The organism is Actinacidiphila polyblastidii (assembly GCF_036353415.1).
GTDB lineage: Bacteria > Actinomycetota > Actinomycetes > Streptomycetales > Streptomycetaceae > Actinacidiphila > Actinacidiphila polyblastidii.
Map to the genome: position 1 here is coordinate 19,016 of NZ_JAZEWV010000039.1, position 20,467 is coordinate 39,482.

20 protein-coding genes and 1 tRNA gene are annotated in these 20,467 nt (G+C 71.7%); 12 read left to right on the forward strand and 9 right to left on the reverse strand.

Going from position 1 to position 20,467, the window contains the following annotated elements; all coding sequences use genetic code 11:
* The first annotated feature begins 463 nt into the window (after positions 1-463).
* The gene (locus V2S66_RS29430) at positions 464-1,255 is read left to right on the forward strand and encodes a VOC family protein (protein ID WP_330799781.1); all 792 of its coding nucleotides are present in this window, start codon (positions 464-466) and stop codon (positions 1,253-1,255) included.
* Here V2S66_RS29430 and V2S66_RS29435 read toward each other — a convergent pair.
* A complete protein-coding gene (locus tag V2S66_RS29435; RefSeq protein ID WP_330799782.1) occupies positions 1,230-2,198 on the reverse strand; it encodes a pseudouridine synthase in 969 nt (322 codons plus the stop codon). The two genes, V2S66_RS29430 and V2S66_RS29435, sit on opposite strands and share 26 nt — an antisense overlap.
* A 158-nt stretch (positions 2,199-2,356) precedes the next feature.
* Between V2S66_RS29435 and V2S66_RS29440 the strand changes: the two genes are divergently transcribed.
* From V2S66_RS29440 to V2S66_RS29450, 3 genes are read left to right on the forward strand one after another with little or no spacing between them, the layout of a single operon-like run.
* Positions 2,357-3,034, forward strand: a complete 678-nt coding sequence (locus V2S66_RS29440; protein WP_330799783.1) for a hypothetical protein — start codon at positions 2,357-2,359, stop codon at positions 3,032-3,034.
* 45 nt (positions 3,035-3,079) lie between these two features.
* Positions 3,080-3,298, forward strand: coding sequence for a hypothetical protein (locus V2S66_RS29445; protein WP_330799784.1), 219 nt, complete (start codon positions 3,080-3,082; stop codon positions 3,296-3,298).
* 58 nt (positions 3,299-3,356) lie between these two features.
* Positions 3,357-3,887: a hypothetical protein gene (locus V2S66_RS29450; RefSeq protein ID WP_330799785.1), complete on the forward strand. Its 531-nt coding sequence runs from the start codon at positions 3,357-3,359 to the stop codon at positions 3,885-3,887.
* 105 nt (positions 3,888-3,992) lie between these two features.
* Here the strand turns inward: V2S66_RS29450 and V2S66_RS29455 are convergent.
* The 3 genes from V2S66_RS29455 to V2S66_RS29465 all read right to left on the reverse strand — a co-directional run bounded on the left by V2S66_RS29455 (position 3,993) and on the right by V2S66_RS29465 (position 6,495).
* A tRNA-Arg gene (locus V2S66_RS29455) sits at positions 3,993-4,065 on the reverse strand.
* A complete protein-coding gene (locus V2S66_RS29460; protein WP_330799816.1) occupies positions 4,028-5,041 on the reverse strand; it encodes a DUF5127 domain-containing protein in 1,014 nt (337 codons plus the stop codon). The genes V2S66_RS29455 and V2S66_RS29460 overlap by 38 nt, the downstream gene beginning before the upstream one ends.
* A 419-nt stretch (positions 5,042-5,460) precedes the next feature.
* On the reverse strand, positions 5,461-6,495 hold the full coding sequence (locus V2S66_RS29465; protein ID WP_330799786.1) for a LacI family DNA-binding transcriptional regulator: 1,035 nt from the start codon (positions 6,493-6,495) through the stop codon (positions 5,461-5,463).
* A 274-nt stretch (positions 6,496-6,769) separates the two neighbouring features.
* Between V2S66_RS29465 and V2S66_RS29470 the strand changes: the two genes are divergently transcribed.
* Both V2S66_RS29470 and V2S66_RS29475 read left to right on the forward strand, forming a co-directional pair.
* Complete coding sequence (locus V2S66_RS29470) at positions 6,770-7,876, forward strand: LLM class flavin-dependent oxidoreductase (RefSeq protein WP_330799787.1); 1,107 nt, start codon at positions 6,770-6,772, stop codon at positions 7,874-7,876.
* Positions 7,873-8,493, forward strand: a complete 621-nt coding sequence (locus tag V2S66_RS29475; RefSeq protein ID WP_330799788.1) for an FMN reductase — start codon at positions 7,873-7,875, stop codon at positions 8,491-8,493. Before V2S66_RS29470 ends, V2S66_RS29475 begins: the two co-directional genes overlap by 4 nt.
* 64 nt (positions 8,494-8,557) lie before the next feature.
* Here the strand turns inward: V2S66_RS29475 and V2S66_RS29480 are convergent, their stop codons facing one another.
* Entirely contained in the window at positions 8,558-9,898 is a 1,341-nt protein-coding gene (locus tag V2S66_RS29480; RefSeq protein ID WP_330799789.1) for a hypothetical protein, read from the reverse strand.
* A gap of 686 nt (positions 9,899-10,584) precedes the next feature.
* Here V2S66_RS29480 and V2S66_RS29485 point away from each other — a divergent pair.
* Together V2S66_RS29485 and V2S66_RS29490 are read left to right on the forward strand one after the other, a co-directional pair.
* The gene (locus V2S66_RS29485; protein ID WP_330799790.1) at positions 10,585-12,108 is read left to right on the forward strand and encodes an MFS transporter; all 1,524 of its coding nucleotides are present in this window, start codon (positions 10,585-10,587) and stop codon (positions 12,106-12,108) included.
* Positions 12,109-12,191: 83 nt separating this feature from the next.
* Complete coding sequence (locus V2S66_RS29490) at positions 12,192-13,022, forward strand: ABC transporter ATP-binding protein (protein ID WP_330799791.1); 831 nt, start codon at positions 12,192-12,194, stop codon at positions 13,020-13,022.
* Between the two features lie 52 nt (positions 13,023-13,074).
* Here V2S66_RS29490 and V2S66_RS29495 read toward each other — a convergent pair whose 3' ends face one another.
* The gene (locus V2S66_RS29495) at positions 13,075-13,551 is read right to left on the reverse strand and encodes a MarR family winged helix-turn-helix transcriptional regulator (protein ID WP_330799792.1); all 477 of its coding nucleotides are present in this window, start codon (positions 13,549-13,551) and stop codon (positions 13,075-13,077) included.
* 199 nt (positions 13,552-13,750) lie between these two features.
* On the opposite strand from V2S66_RS29495, the gene V2S66_RS29500 reads away from it, so the two are divergent.
* Entirely contained in the window at positions 13,751-14,413 is a 663-nt protein-coding gene (locus V2S66_RS29500) for a TetR/AcrR family transcriptional regulator (RefSeq protein WP_330799817.1), read from the forward strand.
* Between the two features lie 299 nt (positions 14,414-14,712).
* Positions 14,713-16,218 carry an MFS transporter gene (locus V2S66_RS29505; RefSeq protein WP_330799793.1) on the forward strand — a complete coding sequence of 502 codons (1,506 nt, stop codon included), beginning with the start codon at positions 14,713-14,715 and terminating at the stop codon, positions 16,216-16,218.
* 143 nt (positions 16,219-16,361) lie between these two features.
* Here V2S66_RS29505 and V2S66_RS29510 read toward each other — a convergent pair whose 3' ends face one another.
* The 3 genes from V2S66_RS29510 to V2S66_RS29520 form a co-directional block, all read right to left on the reverse strand.
* Complete coding sequence (locus V2S66_RS29510) at positions 16,362-16,988, reverse strand: hypothetical protein (protein ID WP_330799794.1); 627 nt, start codon at positions 16,986-16,988, stop codon at positions 16,362-16,364.
* A 19-nt stretch (positions 16,989-17,007) separates the two neighbouring features.
* Positions 17,008-17,793 carry a dioxygenase family protein gene (locus tag V2S66_RS29515; protein WP_330799795.1) on the reverse strand — a complete coding sequence of 262 codons (786 nt, stop codon included), beginning with the start codon at positions 17,791-17,793 and terminating at the stop codon, positions 17,008-17,010.
* Between the two features lie 117 nt (positions 17,794-17,910).
* Complete coding sequence (locus tag V2S66_RS29520; protein WP_330799818.1) at positions 17,911-18,420, reverse strand: GNAT family N-acetyltransferase; 510 nt, start codon at positions 18,418-18,420, stop codon at positions 17,911-17,913.
* A 210-nt stretch (positions 18,421-18,630) separates the two neighbouring features.
* Between V2S66_RS29520 and V2S66_RS29525 the strand changes: the two genes are divergently transcribed.
* Positions 18,631-19,626: a sigma-70 family RNA polymerase sigma factor gene (locus tag V2S66_RS29525; RefSeq protein ID WP_330799796.1), complete on the forward strand. Its 996-nt coding sequence runs from the start codon at positions 18,631-18,633 to the stop codon at positions 19,624-19,626.
* 114 nt (positions 19,627-19,740) lie between these two features.
* Positions 19,741-20,463, forward strand: a complete 723-nt coding sequence (locus V2S66_RS29530) for a VIT1/CCC1 transporter family protein (protein ID WP_330799797.1) — start codon at positions 19,741-19,743, stop codon at positions 20,461-20,463.
* Positions 20,464-20,467: the final 4 nt, after the last annotated feature.

Sequence of the window (20,467 nt, forward strand, 5' to 3'; positions counted from 1 at the left end):
AAGCGGCCGCCACCACCGCCGAACCCGTCACCGGGCCGGAAGCCGTCCCGGGCACAGGGCGTATCTCCACGCGCACACCGCGGGCAGCTGCAGTCCACTGGGCGCGCAGCCGCGCCAGCTCCGTGAGCTCCTCGGCCGTCCACGGCCGGTCGCCGTGCTCCTGCACATATGTGCGCAGAGCCGCGTTCGCCTGATCGAGATCTCCCCCAAACATGTGAACCACACTAGACGGCGCCACTGACAATCCCGAATCGGTAACGGCACGGCGTGTGCACGCCCCACCACGCGCGGAGAACGCCCCGGACCAGCCACGACCCGCATCCGGACGGCGATTGTCGGTACCGGCTGCCATGCTGAGTGTGAGGGAGGACACAGCGCGCGAATCCGGCAGACCACACAACTCGCGCACAGCTCCCGCCCGCCCCAGGCCCACCTCGCACCCCAGTTCCCGGAGGACGGCACCATGCTCACCAACGACTACGTGCCCGGCGCGCCCGACTGGATCGACCTCGGCAGCCGTGACACCGCCGCCGCGGCGGCGTACTACAAGGAACTCTTCGGCTGGGAGTTCGTCTCCGCGGGCCCGGACGCCGGCGGATACGGCCTCTTCCAGCTCGCCGGCCAGACCGTCGCCGCGCTCGGCCCGCTGCAGGACGACAACGCCAAGCCGGGCTGGACCGTGTACTTCGAGACCGCCGACGCCGAGGCCACCGGCAAGGCCGTCGAGCAGGCCGGCGGCAGCGTGCGCTTCCCCCCGATGGACGTCTTCGACCAGGGCCGCCTCGCCGGATACACCGACCCGGGAGGCGCGGAGTTCGCCGTCTGGCAGCCGGGCACCAACAAGGGCCTGGACCGCGTCGGCGCCGGCGGGCTGTGCTGGACCGAGCTGTACACGACGGACGCCGAGCAGGCGAAGACCTTCTACACCACGGTGTTCGGCTGGGACACCGAAGGCATGCCGCTGCCCGGCGACTCCGGCACCTACACCGTCGTCTCCCGCGCCGGCGGCGGCCAGGAGGGCTCCCACGGCGGCATCATGCAGCTCGGCGCCGACATGCTGCCCGACGGCGTCGGCTACTGGCAGCCGTACTTCGCGGTCGCCGACTGCGACGCGGTGGCCGCCAAGGCCGCGGCGCACGGCGGCAGCACCGTGATGCCCCCCACCGACATGGCGGGCGTCGGCCGCATCGCCCTCTTCAAGGACCCCGAAGGCGCCTACTTCGCCCTGCTCACGCCCGAGGAGTCGATGGCCTGACCTCCCCCGACGCCCCCGACCACGCCGCCAGCTCGCGGGCGCTCTCCCAGCGCACCGTGCGCCCGGTCAGCGGATCGGTGAACTCCATTGCGCGCGCGAGCAGTTGCAGCGGCCGCCCGAAGTCGTCCGCGGGCGCCTCGGGCAGCAGCAGCGGATACACGGGATCGTTCAGCAGCGGCAGCCCCAGCGCGTTCATGTGGACGCGCAGCTGGTGGGTCCTGCCGGTCGCGGGCAGCAGCCGGTAGCGGGCCAGGCCGGCGCGGTGCGCCAGCAGTTCGACACGGCTCTCGGCGTTCACCGGCCCCGGCGCCTCCCGCGCCGCGATCACCCCGCGGTCCTTGACGATCCGGCTGCGCACGACCCGCGGCAGCTCCACCCCCGGATCGTGCCGCGCCACGCCCTCGTACTCCTTGCGGACCCGGCGGTCCCGGAAGAGCGTCTGGTACGCGCCGCGGTCCTGCGGACGTACGACGAAGAGCACCAGCCCGGCGGTCAGCCGGTCCAGCCGGTGCGCCGCGGACAGCTGCGGCACCCCCAGCTCGCGCCGCAGCCTGGCCAGCGCGGTCTCGGTGATGTGCCGGCCGCGCGGCACGCTCGCCAGGAAGTGCGGCTTGTCGGCGACCACGATCCGCTCGTCCCGGTGCACGATCCGCAGCGCGAACGGCACCGGCTGCTCGGCGGCGAAATCCCGGTGGAACCAGACCCAGCCGCCGCCCTCGTACGGCGTCCCCGCCCGCACCGGGCCGTCCGCGGTGACGAACCGGCCGGCCGCGAGCATCGCCTCGACCCGCTCCGCGCCGATCGCGGCGCCGTACCGATCGTGCAGGAAGGCGCCGACCGTGGCCCACGCGCCGTCGCCCGGCAGCCGCACCCGCACCGGGTCGACGCCCTCGCGCTGCCCGAGCGGCGCGGACGGCGCCTTGCGTCCGGGCCTGCGCGCCACCGTCTCCGCCGCCTTCCCTCGCCCCGCCCGGCCCGCCCCGGGCCTCCCCGAAGGCTACGCGGCGCAGCCCCACCGCCACCGCGCCACAGCGGACGCCGCCCGCGACCGCACCGTGCCCCCGCAGGGCGGCTAGGCTGCCCGCCGGGGAGGGGGCGGGCATGGGGATGTCGCTGCTGTACGAGGTGCTGGAACCGCTGCCGGACGCGCACGCCGCGCTGGCCCGCGCCCGCGGCCTGCTCGCCGAGTTCGCCGACTACGCGGAACCGCCCTACAGCCCCGACCTGGGGCCGGTGGTGACGGCCGACCAGTTCCGCCACTCGCTGCGGTACTTCAGCCGGGGATGGTTCACGCCGCGCTCGGGCGGGCCCTTCCCGCCCGAGGGGCTGCCCGAGTTCTGGGCGCTGCTCCACCGCACGAACACGCTGCTCGGCGGCGACACGTACGCCGTCGAGGTCGCACTGCACCCCGACATGGCCGACCTGTGGCCCCTGATCGAGGCATGGGAGCTGGAACTGCAACTGCCGTTCGCCGTCACCCCGCCCTTCGCGCGTACGACGGAGGACGGCTGCACCGAGGAGGAACTCGACGCGATGGTCGCCGCCCTCGGTCCCCTCGGGTTCGACGTCGCCTGGTACGCGGACCTGCGCGGACTGCCCTCGACGAAACTCTGCGGCGTCCACCTGGCCCTGAACAGCGCCTGGACCTCCCAGTGCACCGAGCCCGCCCCGGGAAGCCACGCCGTCTACCTCTCCGTCGGCACCCGCAACCACGCCACCCAGGACGCCTGGCTCGCCGCCACCGGCCTCCGCCTCGGCCCACCCCTCACCGGCTGGTAGCAGCACACCATTGCGCGCCCTGAGGGCGGCCGATACAACGTTCGGGTGAGAAGCACTTCTTCGTCGAACGTGCGGTGGACCAAGGACAGGCTCGGCGCCTACCTGGCCGCCACCACCGGTTTCCTCTTCGCTCTGCCGCCCGCCTTCGAGACGGCGAGACGGCTGGTCCCGGACCACGCCCACACGCTTGCGGCACTCGTCGGCTTCGCAGTCGCGGCCCTTGCCCACCGGCTGGGACTGCGCGTGATGAGGAGGCTCCCGTGACGGACCGGGCCGCTGAACGGGATGGACCGGCTGACAGCTCCTCGGCAGGATGCGCGGTATGGGGAACACACAGGCGTGGCCGCTGATGCGGACCACGGACGTGAGCGAGGCCTTCGATCTGGCGGAGCGGCTGCTCGCGGTCGCCAGCTGGTACGACCCGACGTGGTGCAACCTGGAAGCCTGGGCTCGCAGCAGCGACGTCCTGGAGCGCTTGGCCGACGGCTTCCCCGAGGCGAGGGCCCAGCCCTACGGGGAGGGCGTCGGCGGGCTTCCTGTGAGCCTGTCGCTGCGCGTCGCCTCCGTCGTCGAGGCCCGCGAGACCCTGACGGCCTGGGCGGACATCACGAGGTGCTACGTCCTGTGGCACAACCTGAAGTGGCCGGCGCTGCCCGAACTCGGGTGGGAGCACGAGGAGTACAAATACGCCGAGTTGCAGATCGCCTGCAACAGCGGCGACATCCACTGCTCCGAGTGGACCGCGGAGCACACCGTCTTCGTCCACGCCAGACCCGGTGACGAAGCGCGCCCCGCGTGGCTCGCCGCCCAGGTCGGCGCCGGCATCGTCGGCCCTCCGGAGCCCGGCTGGTGACGGACGCGGACGCGAGGAAGGGCCGGTTCGCGGGGGCATCCCCGTGAGCCGGCCCTTTGCGTGCGCACCGGCCGTTTGCGTGCGCGGAAGGCTGGTCGTGCTGTGTGCCCCAGGCAGGATTCGAACCTGCGACACCGGCTTTAGGAGAGCCGTGCTCTATCCCCTGAGCTACTGGGGCGCTGGGCAGCTGGGCCGCGCCACCGCACAGTGTAGCGGCTGGTGCGGGGCGGTTCCGCTCGCCCGCGCGACGGAGGCGGGCGGGCGGACGGCGGCGGGACGCCGCTTGAGGTGGCGGGCGTGGCGTCCTGCGCCCTGGCGCTCCACCGGGCGGCGTAGTCGCGGGCGGTGGCCCGGTGGCGGGTGGCGTCCGTGGCGTTGCCCGCGGCCGTCGTGACGGGGCCGTCGCCCGCCGAGACAGCCGACGGCGGGCTCCCGCACGTGCCCGACGGACAGCACCGCCGAGCGCGCCGTGCCGTGCACGCTGCCGTGGTCGACGGTGGAAGGCGAACACCGGCCAGCGATCGCTGATCGCCCGCCGCCGCCCGGCGTCCGTCCGAACCGGGGACTCGCTCCTGCGACCACCCGATCTTCGTACCGGAGGTGCCGTGCGCCCACTCACCCGAGATGTCGACATACAGCGCCACGTCGTGCGCTGCCCCGTCGACGCTGCGCACATCCGCGGGGATGTACGGCAGCGGCATCGACTTTGGCGCAGGTCGCCCGGCTCGACCGGCGACAGGAACGTCAGCGTCAACGCCACGCCCCCGCCGTCCAGAACGACCTGCGAGCGCGTCGCGGTCAACCGCAGGGCGCGCTGGACCAGGCCGCGCGGCAGCGGGTGGTCGGGCACGTTCGGCGCGCCCATGAAGAGGTGGTTGACGCCGTCGATCCGCGCGATGCCCGTCATCGCCGTGGTGCGGCCGGTCCAGAACGTCGGCCAGTGGCCGGCGAGCAGGTCGGCGGGCAGCCAGGTGCTCAGATGCAGCGAGCGCACCGCCAGCAGGACGGCGAGCGGCCGGATCGGGTCGGCCTTCGGCGGGCGGCGGCCCGGCTCCGGCGCTCGCCCACCTCGGATGACAACGTTGGAAAGCACCGGAATGACAGCGCGCTCCCAGCGGGTTGCCCACCCCTCCGGCGCGTACTGCCGCCTCCATGGCACCGGTGCGGCTGCTCCGCCCAGGGGTGCCACGGTCGCCGCTCGAGTTCACCCGTCTGCGGGTTTATCCGTACCGCGACGCAAGACCGACGCCGTTGCGGTGGGGCAGGCGCCTTCGGTCGCCGTCTCGCCCGCGGCCTCCTGGGGCGATCCGCGGACGCGCGCTCCTTGACAGCAGTGTCGGCGCGGAGTCACTGTCTTGTACAACGTTAGAAAGCGGTGCGATGCCCGGTCGCCCCAGGGATGGCGAAACGGTTTTCCTCCGGTCGTGAGGACCATGGACGCCGCTCGGCTCCCCGGCGGCCGGGCGCCGCACTCGTGCCGCGGCAGGTTCCGGCCCGCTCACGGGGGGTGGGCCGGACCGCCGCGGCCGTACGTCCTCACGGCAGCGCGCGAGCCCGTCAGCGCTGCGACGCTTCAGCGCAGGCGGCTGCTCTCGCGTACGACGACGCGGTAGCCGGGCGTCATCAGCCGGCTCGGGCCCGTGTGGCCGCCCGCGGCGCGCTCCAGTAGGCAGTTGACGGCGAGTTCGGCGATCTTCCGCTTGTCCGGCGCGACGGTGGTCAGCGACGGGATCGCGTACTCCGCCTCCTGCACGTCGTCGAACCCGGCCAACGCGATGTCCCCGGGGATGCTCAGGCCCGCCTCGTGCGCGGCGCGCATGGCGCCGAGCGCGAGGAGGTCGTTGAAGCAGAAGACCGCGTCGGGCCGCTCGGGGAGCGTGAGCAGCCGGCGCATTGCCGCGGCGCCGTCCGGCCGGAAGTAGGCGTTCACCGGGGGCAGCAGCTCGTGGTCGACGGGGCGGCCGGCGGCCTGGAGCGCCTCGGAGTAGCCCTGTAGGCGTTGCAGCGCCGTGGCCCGGGGGGACGGGTCCTGCCAGCCGATGGCGGCGATCCGCCGGTAGCCCTGGTCGATGAGGTGCCTGGTGACGTCGCGCGCGGCTGAGACGTTGTCGATGTGCACCCGGTCGGCGACCGGGCCGAGGTCCGCCTCGCCCAGCAGCACCAGCGGAATCCGGTGCTCGCGGGCCAGCAGCCCGGCCTGGTCGAGGCCGAGGGGGCTGAGGATCACACCGTCGATCATCGGGTTCCCGAGGCCGGAGGCGATCCGCAGCTCGGCGTCGGGATCGCCGCCGGTGTCGTCCATCAGCACCGTGCAGCCGTGCCGGCGCGCCGCCGCGATCACCTCGAGCGCCAGCTCGGCGAAGTACGGCGAGGGCAGTTCGGGAAAGGCCAGCGCGATCACACCGCTGCGGCCGGTGCGCAGCTGGCGGGCGGTGGCGTTGGGGCGGTAGCCGAGGGCGTCGATCGCCTGCTGGACGCGGGTGCGGGTCTTCTCGGAGACGGGTACGGCGCCGGTGACCACGTTCGAGACGGTCTTCACCGACACGCCGGCCGCGGCTGCCACGTCCTTCAGGCGCGGCGCCTGAGGACCCTCGCTGTGTGTGATCACGGACATCCCCCTTCTCCCGCCGGGGCCCGGCCCCCGGTCCGTGCCCGGACGTGTCGGCCCGGTGCCGGCTGCCGGGCCTCGTGCTCGATGCCGGGCGTCGAAGGGCGAACGCGTCCGTTCGTTGCCGGGCGCCGCGGTTCGTGCCGGGGCCCGATTACATCGTGAGAATAGCGGCGATGTCGCCCGGTTCCACGCGGGGGAGGGCCGGGGAATAGGGTCGGCCCGCGGAATGTTCGAGTGGTTGAACAATCAACCAAATGGGATGGTGGGAGCGATGCAGTTCGGGATCTTCACGGTCGGCGACGTCACGACGGATCCGACGACGGGACGGACGCCGAGCGAGCACGAGCGGATCAAGGCGATGGTGACCATCGCGCAGAAGGCGGAGGAGGTCGGACTCGACGTCTTCGCCACCGGCGAGCACCACAATCCGCCTTTCGTACCGTCTTCTCCTACGACCATGCTCGGATACGTCGCCGCGCGGACCGATCATCTGATCCTCTCCACGTCGACCACGCTGATCACCACGAACGACCCGGTGAAGATCGCCGAGGACTTCGCGATGCTCCAGCACCTGGCCGACGGCCGCGTCGATCTGATGATGGGACGAGGCAACACCGGTCCCGTCTATCCCTGGTTCGGCAAGGACATCCGGGAGGGCATCCCGCTGGCCGTCGAGAACTACGCGCTGCTGCACAAGCTGTGGCGCGAGGACACCGTGGACTGGGCGGGCAGGTTCCGCACCCCTCTGCAGTCGTTCACCTCGACGCCCCGGCCGCTGGACGGCGTGCCGCCGTTCGTCTGGCACGGCTCGATCCGCAGCCCGGAGATCGCCGAACAGGCCGCCTACTACGGCGACGGCTTCTTCGCCAACAACATCTTCTGGCCCAAGGAGCACTTCAAGCGCCTGATCAGCCTCTACCGCGAGCGCTACGCCCACTACGGCCACGGCACGCCCGAACAGGCGATCGTCGGGCTCGGCGGCCAGGTGTTCATGCGGAAGAACTCCCAGGACGCCGTGCGCGAGTTCCGGCCGTACTTCGACAACGCGCCGGTGTACGGGCACGGCCCGTCGCTGGAGGAGTTCACCGAGCAGACGCCGCTGACCGTGGGCTCGCCGCAGGAGGTCATCGACAAGACGCTGGCCTTCCGCGCGTCCTTCGGCGACTACCAGCGGCAGCTGTTCCTGATGGACCACGCGGGACTGCCGCTGAAGACGGTCCTCGAACAGCTCGACATCCTCGGCGAGGAGGTCGTGCCGGTGCTGCGCGAGGAGTTCGCCAAGGGACGGCCCGCGCAGGTCCCGGAGGGCCCCACCCACAAGGCGCTGGTCGCGCGCCGCGACGCCGACCTCGCCGCACTGCAGGAGAGTGACGCATGACGAGGAAACTGGTGGCCGTCACCGCAGGACTCAGCCGTCCCTCCTCGACCCGGCTGCTGGCCGACCGCCTCGCGGCGGCCACCGCCCGGCGCGTAGGAGGAGGCGGCGGCGAGCGGGCCGACGTCCAGGTGATCGAGCTGCGCGAGCTGGCCAACGAGATCGCCCAGAACATGGTGACCGGCTTCCCCGGCCCGCGGCTGCGCGAGGCCGTCGACGCGGTCACCGGCGCGGACGGCCTGATAGCCGTCACCCCGGTCTTCACAGGCTCCTACAGCGGCCTGTTCAAGTCCTTCTTCGACATCATCGACAAGGACGCGCTGACCGGCACTCCGGTGCTGGTCGCCGCGACCGGCGGCACCGCCCGGCACTCCCTGGTGCTGGAGCACGCGATGCGACCGCTGTTCGCGTACCTGCGGGCCGTGGTCGTGCCGACGGCCGTCTACGCGGCCTCCGAGGACTGGGGCGCGGCCGGCGAGGGCGCGCTCGACGTGCGGGTCGACCGTGCGGCCGGTGAACTGGCCGCCCTCGTCGCCGCGCGGCCGACCGGTCCCGCCGTCGAGGAGGCGGTCGTGCCGTTCGCCGAGCAGCTCGCTGCCCTGGCGGCCACCGAACAGTGAGCCGCGGGGCGCGACGTCGACACGGGTGGAGGGGTGGCGCGCGCGGTCCTCGCGGGCTGCGGCCTCACCCCTTCGCCGGCGGCGACGCGGGCTCGTGCGGCCCTGGCGGCCCGGGCGGCCCTGGCGGGCGCCTCCCGTCGTCGACGAACTCGACGACCGCGAGCACCGCCAGGGTCACCACCGCGATCAGGATGATGACCAGCCCGGTCGGATAGGACCACACCACCAGGACGACGGCGGCCGCGGCGGCGACGCACCACTGCAGCAGCGTCCGGTGCCGGTGCACCCAGGCGCCGACCGCCCCCGTCGACCTGATCCCGGCGGCCTCACGGACGCCCGCGATGGCCGACTCCCACGCCCTCCTGACGCGCAGCGCCCAGCGCCCGCGACCGCTGAGCCAGGCACCGAGGGCGACGACGACACCCAGGGCGACCACCATGCGGATGGTCGCCCACAGAAAACGTACGAGCTGGTCATAGACCTCACCGGCGGCCCGTTCGTCGGTCTTCGCGGGCAGATGATCGAGATAGATGATCCGGAAGAGCGACAGTCCGATTCCGAGCACCACGATGCCCGCGGCGATGGCCAGCGCCGCCGTCACCAGGGCGCGCCGCCGCCGCGCCGCCAGCAGGACGCCCGCCGCGGCGAGGACCACCGTGACGACGGGCAGCCAGTTCCCGGCCAGCTGGAGGGCGCGGAACCCGGTTCTGACCCTGCGAACGTCGTGCGACTTCACCAGGACGAAGTCGGTGTGCACCCGGGGGATGTGGGCCGCGACGCCCAGGCCCTGGTCCACCAGCCGCTGCTTGACCTGGTCGACGACCGGCGCGAGGTCGATGACCACCTCGTCGCCGTTCACCTTCACCGCGGTGTCGCTGTCGCCCGTCAGCGCGCCGGTGAACGCCGTGTGCGCCTGCCGGTTCAGCTGCACCCACAGCCGCTCGAACGCGGCGCTGGCGACGAACTTCGCCACCACCGCCTGCACGACATCCCTGACCCCCGAGGTGATGGGCCCGCTGAGGGTGCCGAGCGCCGACTCAAGAGCGGGCCGCTGACTGGGCTTCACGCTGGACAGCAGGGCGTCGAGGTCGACCTTCTTCATGATGGCGTCGGTCACCCGGCCGCTCACCGCCGCCTGGACGTCGGGATGGCGGGCGAGCGGAGCGACCGTCGCCACGTAGCGGTCGGTGTCGCTCATCTCGTCCGCGACCCACACGGCCACCGCGCTGAGCGGCGTCAGCACCGCGGCCAGCGTGATGAGCAGCGCCGACAGGGCCGAGCGCCACCACCGGCGGCCGGCGTACCGGCGGCGCAGCGCGACCAGTTCCGCCCGCTCGTCGTCGGCGAGCGGGCGCGACCCGGGAGCGTCGCCGCCCGCGTCCGCGCCGCTCGCAATCGTCGCCACCGGAAGCACTCCCTCACCCGCGCAGTCCGACTCTCTGATCATCAGAGAACGTCCACTGCGGCGGCGCCGCGCGCAGTGTTAGTGCGTACGAGGCAGGTGGGCGCTACGTGGCGGGCGGCCGTCGGGGCGGCGTCGTGCTGCTGCGTCGGGCTGGGCGCCGTCGTGCCGGGTGCGGTCACCCGACCGTGTACACCGCGGTGGGGTCATCCGCTCATCGGGTCACGCCAAACAGGTGACGGGGAGTTAGTCCTATCGAATGGGCGGTTACTCATAGTCGTGTCCGAGTCGCCCAGCCGGCGGCCGAACACGCCGTGACCGTCATCGCCACCAGGGACGGTCGTCCGATGGCGGTCGCGGTTGGTTTCTCCCGTTCATCGGACCATCGGCCGGTGCGGGACCAGGAGACGGAGGAGCTGCCGCTGTGCCCGGTTCGGGGACCGGATCACGGGCAGCTCCTCGGCCCGATCGCGGCCCGCGACACGGCACGGACTCCGTACGCCCCCGGTACGGCCTCGTCGCGGCACCACGCCCCGCCGGCCGCCGCCGATGGGGCGCGATCCGGCCGCTTCCGGCATCGTTCCGAGGCACCCCCAGCCTGCCGTCGCCCGCGTGGCGGGTCCGCTGACCTGCACCTAGCGTGGGAGAGGCGGGGGGAAGCGCTGTCTCGCGCCGAGGAGAGCCACATCATGGCCCGTAGCACCCAGGACAGCTCCACGCCCGGGCAGGCCGGCGGCGACACCCGGCCCACCCGCGGCGACGACGCCTCCTCCCACCGGTGGTGGGTGCTCGGCGTCATCGCGCTCGCCCAGCTCATGGTGGTGCTCGACGCCACGATCGTGAACATCGCACTGCCCTCCGCGCAGCAGGCCCTCGGCTTCAGCGACGGCAACCGGCAGTGGATCGTCACCGCCTACGCCCTCGCCTTCGGATCGCTGCTGCTGCTCGGCGGGCGCCTCGCGGACCTGATCGGCCGTAAGACGACCTTCCTGATCGGGCTGATCGGCTTCGCGGTCGCCTCTGCCATCGGCGGCGCCGCCCCGAGCTTCGAGGTGCTGGTCGGCGCCCGCGCCCTGCAGGGCATGTTCGGCGCGCTGCTGGCGCCGGCCGCGCTGTCCCTGCTGACGACCACTTTCACCGTCCCGAAGGAACGGGCCAAGGCGTTCGGCATCTACGGCGCCGTGGCCGGCGCGGGCGGCGCGGTCGGCCTGCTGCTCGGCGGCATCCTCACCGAGTACCTGAACTGGCGCTGGTGTCTGTACGTCAATCTGCTCTTCGCGACTGTGGCGTTCCTCGGCGGTCTGCGCCTGCTGCAGTCGGGATCGCCCAAGAACCGCCCCGACCTCGACCTGCCCGGCGCGGCCCTCGTCTCCGGCGGCCTCTTCTGCATCGTCTACGGCTTCTCCAACGCCGAGCGCCACCAGTGGGGCGCGCCCAGCACATGGGGCTTCCTGCTGGTCGGAGGACTGCTCCTGATCGCGTTCGTCCTGTGGCAGCGGCGCGCCAAGCACCCTCTGCTGCCGATGCGCGTGGTGGCGGACCGCGACCGCGGGGCGTCGTTTCTTGCGATGTTCATCTCGGGGGCCGGCATGTTCGGTGTGTTCCTGTTCCTGACGTACTACCTGCAACGCACCTTGTCGTACTCGCCGGTCATGACCGGCCTCGCCTTCCTGCCGATGGTGGTGGTCATCATGATCACCTCGGTGACGACGACCAACGTGCTGGTGCCCCGCTACGGCGCGAAACCCATCGTGCCCACCGGAATGCTGCTGTCGGCGGGGGCCATGGCCTGGCTGACCGCGCTGAACGCCCACAGCACCTTCGCCGCCCACGTCCTGCCCCCGCTGCTGCTGCTCGGTCTCGGCCTGGGCGCCATCTTCGCCACCGGCATGAACCTCGCCACCGCCGGCGTCCAGAGCCGCGACGCAGGGGTGGCTTCGGCGATGGTCAACACCTCGCAGCAGGTCGGCGGCTCGGTCGGCACCTCGCTTCTCAACACCCTGGCGATCAGTGCCGCCTCGCACTACGCGAGCAGCAGGAAGCCGTCACCCGCGGTCGCCGCCCAGGCGCAGCTGCACAGTTACTCGGTCGCCTACTGGTGGTCGGCCGGGTTCTTCGCCGTCGGCTTCCTGGTCACCCTGCTGCTGTACCGGCGCGGCGTCCCCAAGAGCCTGTCCGATCCCAGCCCGGAGGGTGCAGGCGTCCCCATGTGAGCCTCCCGCCGCGGGGCGCCGGGAGGCGCCCACATGGCGGAACGCCGCACAGGGAAGATGGCGGATGCAGCTATCGTCGCGCCATGGCAGCCAACGGTACGGGCGCCCCGGGCGCCGACGGCGCCGCGCGGGTCGTCGCGGCGCTGGACGCGGCGAGTGTGCGGCGTTACACCACGGGACAGGTCATCCTCGACGAGATCACCTGGTCGGTGCGCTCCGGCGAGCACTGGGCGCTGCTCGGCGCCAACGGCGCCGGTAAGACGACCGTACTTCGGCTCATCGGTGCGCTCATGCACCCGACGACCGGGACCGTCGAGGTGCTCGGCCACCGCCTCGGCCGTGTGGACATGCGCGAACTGCGCGCCCACATCGGGCTGGTGTCCTCCGCCCAGAAGGTCCCGCAGGACGCCACCGCGCATACCGTCGTACTGACCGGTCATACCGGCACGGTGCAGCCGCTGTGGCGGCGGTACGACACCGAGGTGCGCGAGCGGGCCCACGCGCTGCTGGCGGAGCTGGAGATCAAGGAGCTCGCGGACCGCCCCTACGGGGTGTGCTCCGGCGGCCAGCGTGCCCGCATCCTGGTGGCGCGCGCCCTGATGGCCGACCCCTCGCTCCTGCTTCTCGACGAGCCCTTCAACGCGCTCGACCTGCCGTCGCGTGAGGATCTGATCGACGCCATGCACCGGCTCGCGGTCAACCGCTCCGGCCTCGCGACGATCACCGTCACCCACCACCTGGAGGAGCTGTCGCCCGCGATCGGGCACGTCCTGCTCCTCAAGGAGGGCCGGGTGCTGACCTCGGGCCCTGCTGCCGAGGTGCTGAACGGCGCCTGCATGACCGAGTGCTTCGGACGCCCCATCGAGGTCAGCAGGCACCAGGGGCGCTGGCTGGCCAGGTCGGGGCGCGCCTGAGTCCCTCCGCGCGCCGCCCGCGGTGCGCCGACCGCTCCCGCCGCCGCTTCCCTCAGCGAAGCCAGGGCACGTCGGCGCCGGCCGGCTGGTGCAGCCCGTCGGCGATGACCTGCGAGATCTCGGCGAGCTGGGCGGTCTGCTCCGCGCTGAGCCGGTCGAAGATCGCCGCACGCACGGCCTCCACATGCCCGGGAGCGGTCTGCACCAGCTTGTCGTACCCGGTGTCCGTCAGTACGACGATCTGCCCGCGCCGGTCCGACGGACAGCTCTCGCGCCGAAGCCAGCCGTCGCCCTCCAGGCGGGCGACCGCGTGGGAGAGCCGGGATCGGGTGATCTTGACACGTTCGGCCAGCTCGGTCATCCGCATCCGACGGGCGGGGGTCTCCGACAATGTGCTCAGCAGTGCGTAGTACATGTGCGGCATGCCCGCGTCGCGCTGCAGCTGACGGTCGAGGTAGTCCTCCAGCAGCGTCGTGGCCTGCAGAAAGGAGCGCCACGCCGTCTGCTCGTCCGCCGTCAGCCATTCCATGTGTTCATGGTACCGGCACTTCTTGAACCTTCAATAAAGGGCTCGTCGGATGATGTGATACAGGTCACACGTGACAGAGAAATATCCGGGGATGGTCTCCCCGTTTACTCCGATCGAAGGAAACGGGGACTTAGTCTCCGCTTCACCGCCCACAGGACGCCGCACGGGGAACGACCGCAGGAAGGAGCCGGCCGTGGCCATGGACGTCGCCGGCACGGGTGTCGCGAGTGCCGCCCGACCGCACACGGCGCGGCTGCGCGCGGACGCCTCACGCAACCGCGAACGGATCGTCGCCGCGGCCCGCGAGGCGATCGTCGAGTTCGGCCCCGACGTCGCGCTGGACGAGGTGGCCCGCAGGGCCGGCGTCGGCAACGCCACCCTGTACCGCCACTTCACCGACCGCGCCGAGCTCGTCAGGCAGGTCGCCCTGTCGGTGATGGCCGGCGCCGCCCAGCGGGCCGAGGACGCCCTCATGGAGGAGGCCGACGCCTTCGGCGCCCTGCACCGGTTCGTCTTCGAGGCGGTCCAGGAACGTATCGGTGCCCTGTGCCCCATGCTCTCCGAAGCGTTCGACCGCGAGGACCCCGACGTCGCCGCCCAGGCGCAACGTATGGAGCGGTCGATCAACGCGCTCCTGGACCGCGCCCAGCGGGCCGGCCAACTGCGTGGTGACATTGCTGTCGGAGATCTGATGGTCGCACTGACGCAGCTCACCCGGCCGCTTCCGGGCACCGGCTGCGCCGGCTTCGACCGCTTCGTCCACCGACACCTGCAACTCTTCCTCGACGGGCTGCGCGCACCGGCGCGCTCGGTGCTCGTGGGGACCGCTGCAACCCTGGAGGATCTGAAAGGCTGCAAATAACAAGTCGCACATCACAACTGTCCGGTTGTAGCGTTGCCGAGTTCGCCCTGGCGATGATGCGGGTGAGCGCGCAGCGCGGCGTATCGCAGCACCCGTCGACGTCATCGGCCTCACGCCTCGTGAAGCTGTGACTGTCAGTGCCGTCGTCCACAATCTCCAGACGTGAGAGAAGCCCGCTCGTCCTCCGGGACGCCGGCACCGCAGCCGGGCGCCGCTCCACGCCCGCAAGGCGATCGCTGACACTTTCGCTGACAAACGTCCCCACGTCCTGTCACTCCGCACCTTTAGTGAGACCCGTCATGCCAGAAGCACCTCTGCCAGATCCGAAGCGCTGGACAGCGCTGATCTTCATCGCGATAGCCCAGCTGATGGTCGTGCTCGACGCGACCGTCGTGAACATCGCACTGCCGTCCGCCCAGGCCGACCTCGGCATCTCCGACGGCAACCGCCAGTGGGTCGTCACCGCCTACACCCTCGCCTTCGGCGGACTTCTGCTCTTCGGCGGCCGTGTCGCTGACCTGTGGGGACGTAAGAACACCTTCGTCGTGGGCCTGCTCGGCTTCGCCGCCGCGTCGGCCGTCGGCGGCGCCGCGGTCAACACCGAGATGCTGCTCGGCGCCCGCGCCCTCCAGGGCGTCTTCGGCGCCCTGCTGGCGCCGGCCGCCCTGTCGCTGCTCGCGGTGATGTTCACCGACGCCAAGGAGCGCGCCAAGGCGTTCGGCATCTACGGCGCCATCGCGGGCGCCGGCGCGGCCGTCGGCCTGATCCTGGGCGGCGTCCTCACCGAGTACCTGAACTGGCGCTGGGCGCTGTTCGTCAACATCGCCTTCGCGGTCACCGCCGTCATCGGCGCGGCCACGGTCATCCGTGAGCCCGACCACGGACGCAACCCCAACCGGCTCGACGTCCCCGGTGTCATCCTCGCCAGCGCCGGCCTGGTCGCGCTCGTCTACGGCTTCAGCCGCGCGGAGAGCGACGGCTGGACCGCGAGCATCACCCTCGGCCTGTTCGTCGCCTCCGCGGTCCTGCTGGCGGTCTTCGTGATCGTCGAGAGCCGGGTCAAGGCCCCGCTCCTGCCGCTCCGTGTCATCACCGAGCGCAACCGCGGCGGCGTCTACCTGTCGCTGGGCCTGGCCGTCATCGGCATGTTCGGCCTGTTCCTCTTCCTGACCTACTACCTGCAGCAGGTCATGGGCTACTCGGCGCTGAAGTCCGGGTTCGCCTTCCTGCCGATGGTCGGCGGCATGATCGTGGGCTCCACCCAGATCGGCGCCCGGCTCATGCTGCGGGTCCGCCCGCGGCTGCTGATGGCGCCCGGCTTCCTGGTCGCCTCGATCGGCATGCTGATCCTGGCCCAGATCAAGGTCGACTCCAGCTACGCCGTGGTCCTGCTGCCCGGCCTGATCCTCATGGGCCTCGGCATGGGCACCGCGTTCATGCCGGCCATGAGCATGGCCACCCACGGGGTGCGCCCGGAGGACGCCGGCGTCGCGTCCGCCATGGTCAACACCTCCCAGCAGGTCGGCGGCTCCATCGGCACCGCCCTGCTGAACACCCTGGCGGCCAGTGCCACCACCGCGTGGGTCGCGTCCCACAAGACGAGCCCGGCGGACCTGAAGAACGCCCTGTTCGTCAACGAGAGCGCCGTACACGGCTACTCCGTCGCCATCTACTGGGCGTTCGCCATCCTGCTGCTCTCGGCGGTCCTGGCGTTCGTCCTCGTCGACGCCGAGGTCCAGAACACCGGCGAGCACGCGGACGGCGAGGCCGTCGAGGACTTCGCGGTCCCGGTCGTCGCGCACTGATCGTCGCGACCGACCCCGGTGCGCCGAGCCCGGTCCGCTGACCCGGGCGCGCGGCGCACGCACACAGGCGCCCTGCCTCCTCCGCATCGGAGGAGGCAGGGCGCCTGTCGTTCGAGCAGCGCGAACCGCTCCGGCTGTTCGGGCTACAGCCCTTCCGGCCAGTTGTACGAGGCCGGTACGTGCACCGTCCCGGCGGCCGGGCCGTAGACGATCGCGATCTCGTCGTGAGCGCCCAGCCTCACCGCCGCGGGGTCGCCGGACTGCTCCTTGCCGTTGACGTAGACGTGCAGCGCCATGCCGCCGCCGGTCTTCAGCGGGCCGAGCGCGACCTTGCTGACCGGCACGCTCCACTCGGTCATGAACTGCCCGAGGGTGAAGTCCGCCTTCACCGGCGACTCGATGTGCACCACCCCCGACGTGTCGTGCGTGTGCAGCGGGCTGATCTGCTGCTTCGCCTCGTCGATGCCGATCTCGGCGGGGACGGTCACGGTCTTGCCGTCCACGAAGACGTCCAGGTGGCTGTGGATGTGCAGCACCTGCCCCTCCTGCCCGAGCATCGGCAGGCCGGCCGCCTTCACCTGCGTGGAGGCGTCGGTGGGCGCCGGCCACGAGACCGGCGAGGCCGCCGGCTTGTCGTCGGCGGGCGCGGACGCGGAAGCGGAACCCGCCGGGCCCTTGCCAGCCGAGTCCTTGCCGTCCGAGCCGCAGGCCGTCAGCGCCAGGGCGCCGGCGAGTGCTGCCACGCCGAGGGCGACGTGTCGTTTCTGCATGAGATCGGTGTCTTCCTGTTCAGCCGAGCTGGATGGAACGCTTGGCCAGCCCCATCCAGAAGCCGTCGATGATGCTGCGCTGACTACCGAGATCCGACTCGGCCGCGCCGAGCGTAACGAACAGCGGCGCGAAGTGCTCGGTACGCGGATGCGCCAGCCGTCCTGCCGGGGCGGCGTGCTCGAAGTCCAGCAGAGCGTCCACGTCCTGCGCGTCCAGCGCCCGCTGCCCCCAGTCGTCGAACTCCGCCGACCAGCTCGGCGGCCCGTCCCCGGCGTGTCGCAGCGCCGCCAGATTGTGCGTGAAGAAGCCGCTGCCCACGATGAGCACGCCCTCGTCGCGCAACGGCGCCAGCCTGCGGCCGATCTCGAAGAGCGCACCGGGTTCCAGCGTCGGCAGCGACACCTGGAGCACCGGGACGTCCGCGGCCGGGAACATCTCCACCAGGGGGACGTACGCCCCGTGATCGAGCCCGCGGTCCGGCACGTCCTGCACCGGGTGGCCCGCGGCGCGCAACAGTTTGCGCACGTCCTCGGCGAGCGCCGGCGCACCCGGCGCCTCGTAGGTCACCTGGTAGTAGTGCTCGGGGAAGCCCCAGAAGTCGTAGACCAGCGGAAGCGTCGTGGTCGCGCCGATCGCCAGCGGGGCCTCCTCCCAGTGTGCCGAGACGACCAGGATGGCCTTGGGGTGGGGGAGGGCGGACGCCCAGGCCGCCAGTTCGCCCGGCCACACGGGGTCGTCGGCGAGCGGCGGCGCACCGTGCGAGAGGTACAGGGCGGGCATGCGCCCGTCGGTCGGTGTGGCCATCGCCAGCCTCCTTGAAACTTCAAGCTTACGCAACGACAGTAGCCGTACATGCTTGAAGCTTCAAACAAGCTTCGGCGCTCGGCTCGCCGATCGGGTCGTACGCCCGGATCCCGGCGGTCACTCCAGGCGCTTCTCGAACCACGCGACATCGTGGTAGACGCCGAATTTGCGCCCCACCTCCCGGTACACCCCGACTCGCTCGAAGCCGAAGCGCTCGTGGAGCCGTATCGACGCCTCATTGGGCAGGGTGACCCCGGCATAGGCGCGGTGGACGTCCTCGCTCCGCAGTGCTGCGAAGAGCCGCTCGTACAGCAGGGTGCCGACGCCCCGGCCGCCCGCGCCCGGCGCCAGATAGATGCTGGTCTCCACGGACGTGGCGTACGCGGCCTTCGGCCGGAACGGGCTACTCGTCGCATAACCGAGGATTCCGTCGCCCGTACGCGTGTCCCGGGCAACCAAGAGGCGGTGCGGGCCGTCTTCCGGGTGGGCGAGCAGCCACGGGCGGCGCTCGCCGAGGGTGACGGGCGTCACGTCGAAGGTGATGGCGGTCGCGCGGACGTAGTGGTTGTAGATATCGGTGAGCGCGGCCAGATCGGCCTCGTCACCGGGGCTGACCTGGACTTCCATACGAGCGGGCACGTCTCGACCTCTCCGGGCGGCGGCACAGGGTACTGCATGATCATAAAAAACAGGTGACGACATGGGAATTGTGTCCGGATTCCAGTCGTTATCCCGATCGGAAGGGGCAGCCGCAAGGCAGGAGCCGCAACATGGCGCAAGCCAGCGGCGCGGCCCCGTTCCGACCGAGACCGACCGCACTTTCGTAAGGGAGCTCGCATGGCAACCCGTGCCGTCGCCCGTCGTCACGCAGGCGGGACCAGCAGTGTTCGCGCCGCAGGCGGGGAAGTCGCCGACCGCGACCTCGTCGGCATGTACCTGGACGAGATCGCGCGCACCCCGCTGCTCGATGCCGCGAAGGAGGTCGAACTCTCGCGGGACATCGAGGCGGGCGTCTACGCCGAACGGATCCTGGCCGCAGACATCGACCTGCCCGCCGGAGCGGGAGGCGAAGCCGCGCGCGAGGAGCTCGAGGCGCTCGTCCTCGCCGGTGAGCGTGCCAAGGACGTCTTCATCCGCTCCAACCTCCGCCTCGTCGTGGCCGTCGCCCGCCGCTACCCGCGCAGCGGGCTGCCGCTCCTGGACCTGATCCAGGAGGGCAACGCGGGCCTGGTCCGCGCGGTGGAGAAGTTCGACTACGCCAAGGGCTTCAAGTTCTCGACGTACGCCACGTGGTGGATCCGCCAGGCCATCACCCGGTCCATCGCCGACCAGTCGCGCACGATCCGGCTGCCCGTCCACCTCGTCGAGGAACTCGGCCGCATCCGGCGCGTGCAGCGCGAGTTCAACCGCGAGAACGGCCGCGACGCCGAGCCCGCGGAGATCGCCGCCGAGCTGGACTCCACTCCGGAGCGCGTCGCCGACGTCCTGGACTGGGCCCGCGACCCGGTGTCCCTCAACATGTCCGTCGACGCTGAGGGCGAGACCGAGTTCGGCGACCTGGTGGAAGACGGAGCGGCGCCCTCCCCGGAGGACTCCGTGCTCGTCATGCTCCGCCGCGAGGAGCTCGACGGCCTGATCGACCGCCTCGACGACCGCACCGCGTCCATCATCCGTGCCCGCTACGGCATCGTGGACGGCCGCGAACGCACTCTCACCGAGGTCGGCAAGGAACACGGCCTCACCCGCGAGCGCATCCGGCAGATCGAGAAGCACGCCCTCGCCGACCTCAAGCGCATGGCGCGCGCGACCGGCCTGGACTACGAAGCAGCCTGACCCACAACGGACCGTCAAAGGTCCCCCACAGACCCGGGCCCCGGCGCATCCCCCCCGCGTCGGGGTCCGGCCTGTCCGCACCGGCCGACCGGCGTCGGATGAGACCCTGCACCCATGGACGACGACACGGCCGGCCCGCATCCGGGGGAGCCTCATCACGACGGGCTCGGCACCCGCCTGAACTGGTTGCGCGCCGCCGTGCTCGGAGCCAACGACGGCATCGTCTCCACCGCCGGCCTGGTCGTCGGCGTCGCCGGAGCCACCGACTCGCGTTCCGCGCTGCTCACCGCCGGCCTCGCGGGACTGCTCGCCGGCTCGCTGTCGATGGCGGCAGGCGAATACGTCTCCGTGAGCACTCAACGCGACTCCGAGCAGGCCGCCCTCGCCCTGGAACGCGAAGAGCTCGCCACCACCCCGCAAGCCGAACTCGACGAGCTCACCGGCCTGCTCGAGGAACGCGGCATCACCCATGACCTGGCACGCGAGGTCGCAGAACAGCTCACCGCCCGCGACGCTCTGGGCGCCCACGCCCGAGTCGAACTCGGCATCGACCCCGACGAACTCGCCAACCCCTGGCACGCCGCCTGGGCGAGTTTCATCTCCTTCACCGCGGGAGCCCTGCTGCCGCTGCTCGCGATCGTGCTGCCCCCGCCTGGCTGGCGGCTGACCGTCACTGTCGTGTCCGTGCTGCTGGCTCTCGTCGGCTGCGGCTGGGGCAGCGCCCGTCTCGGCGGAGCCCCCGTGCGGCCGGCGATCATCCGCAACGCCGCCGGAGGCGCCATCGCGATGGCCGTCACCTACGCCGTCGGGGCACTGATCGGCGCCAGCGGCGTCTGACCCC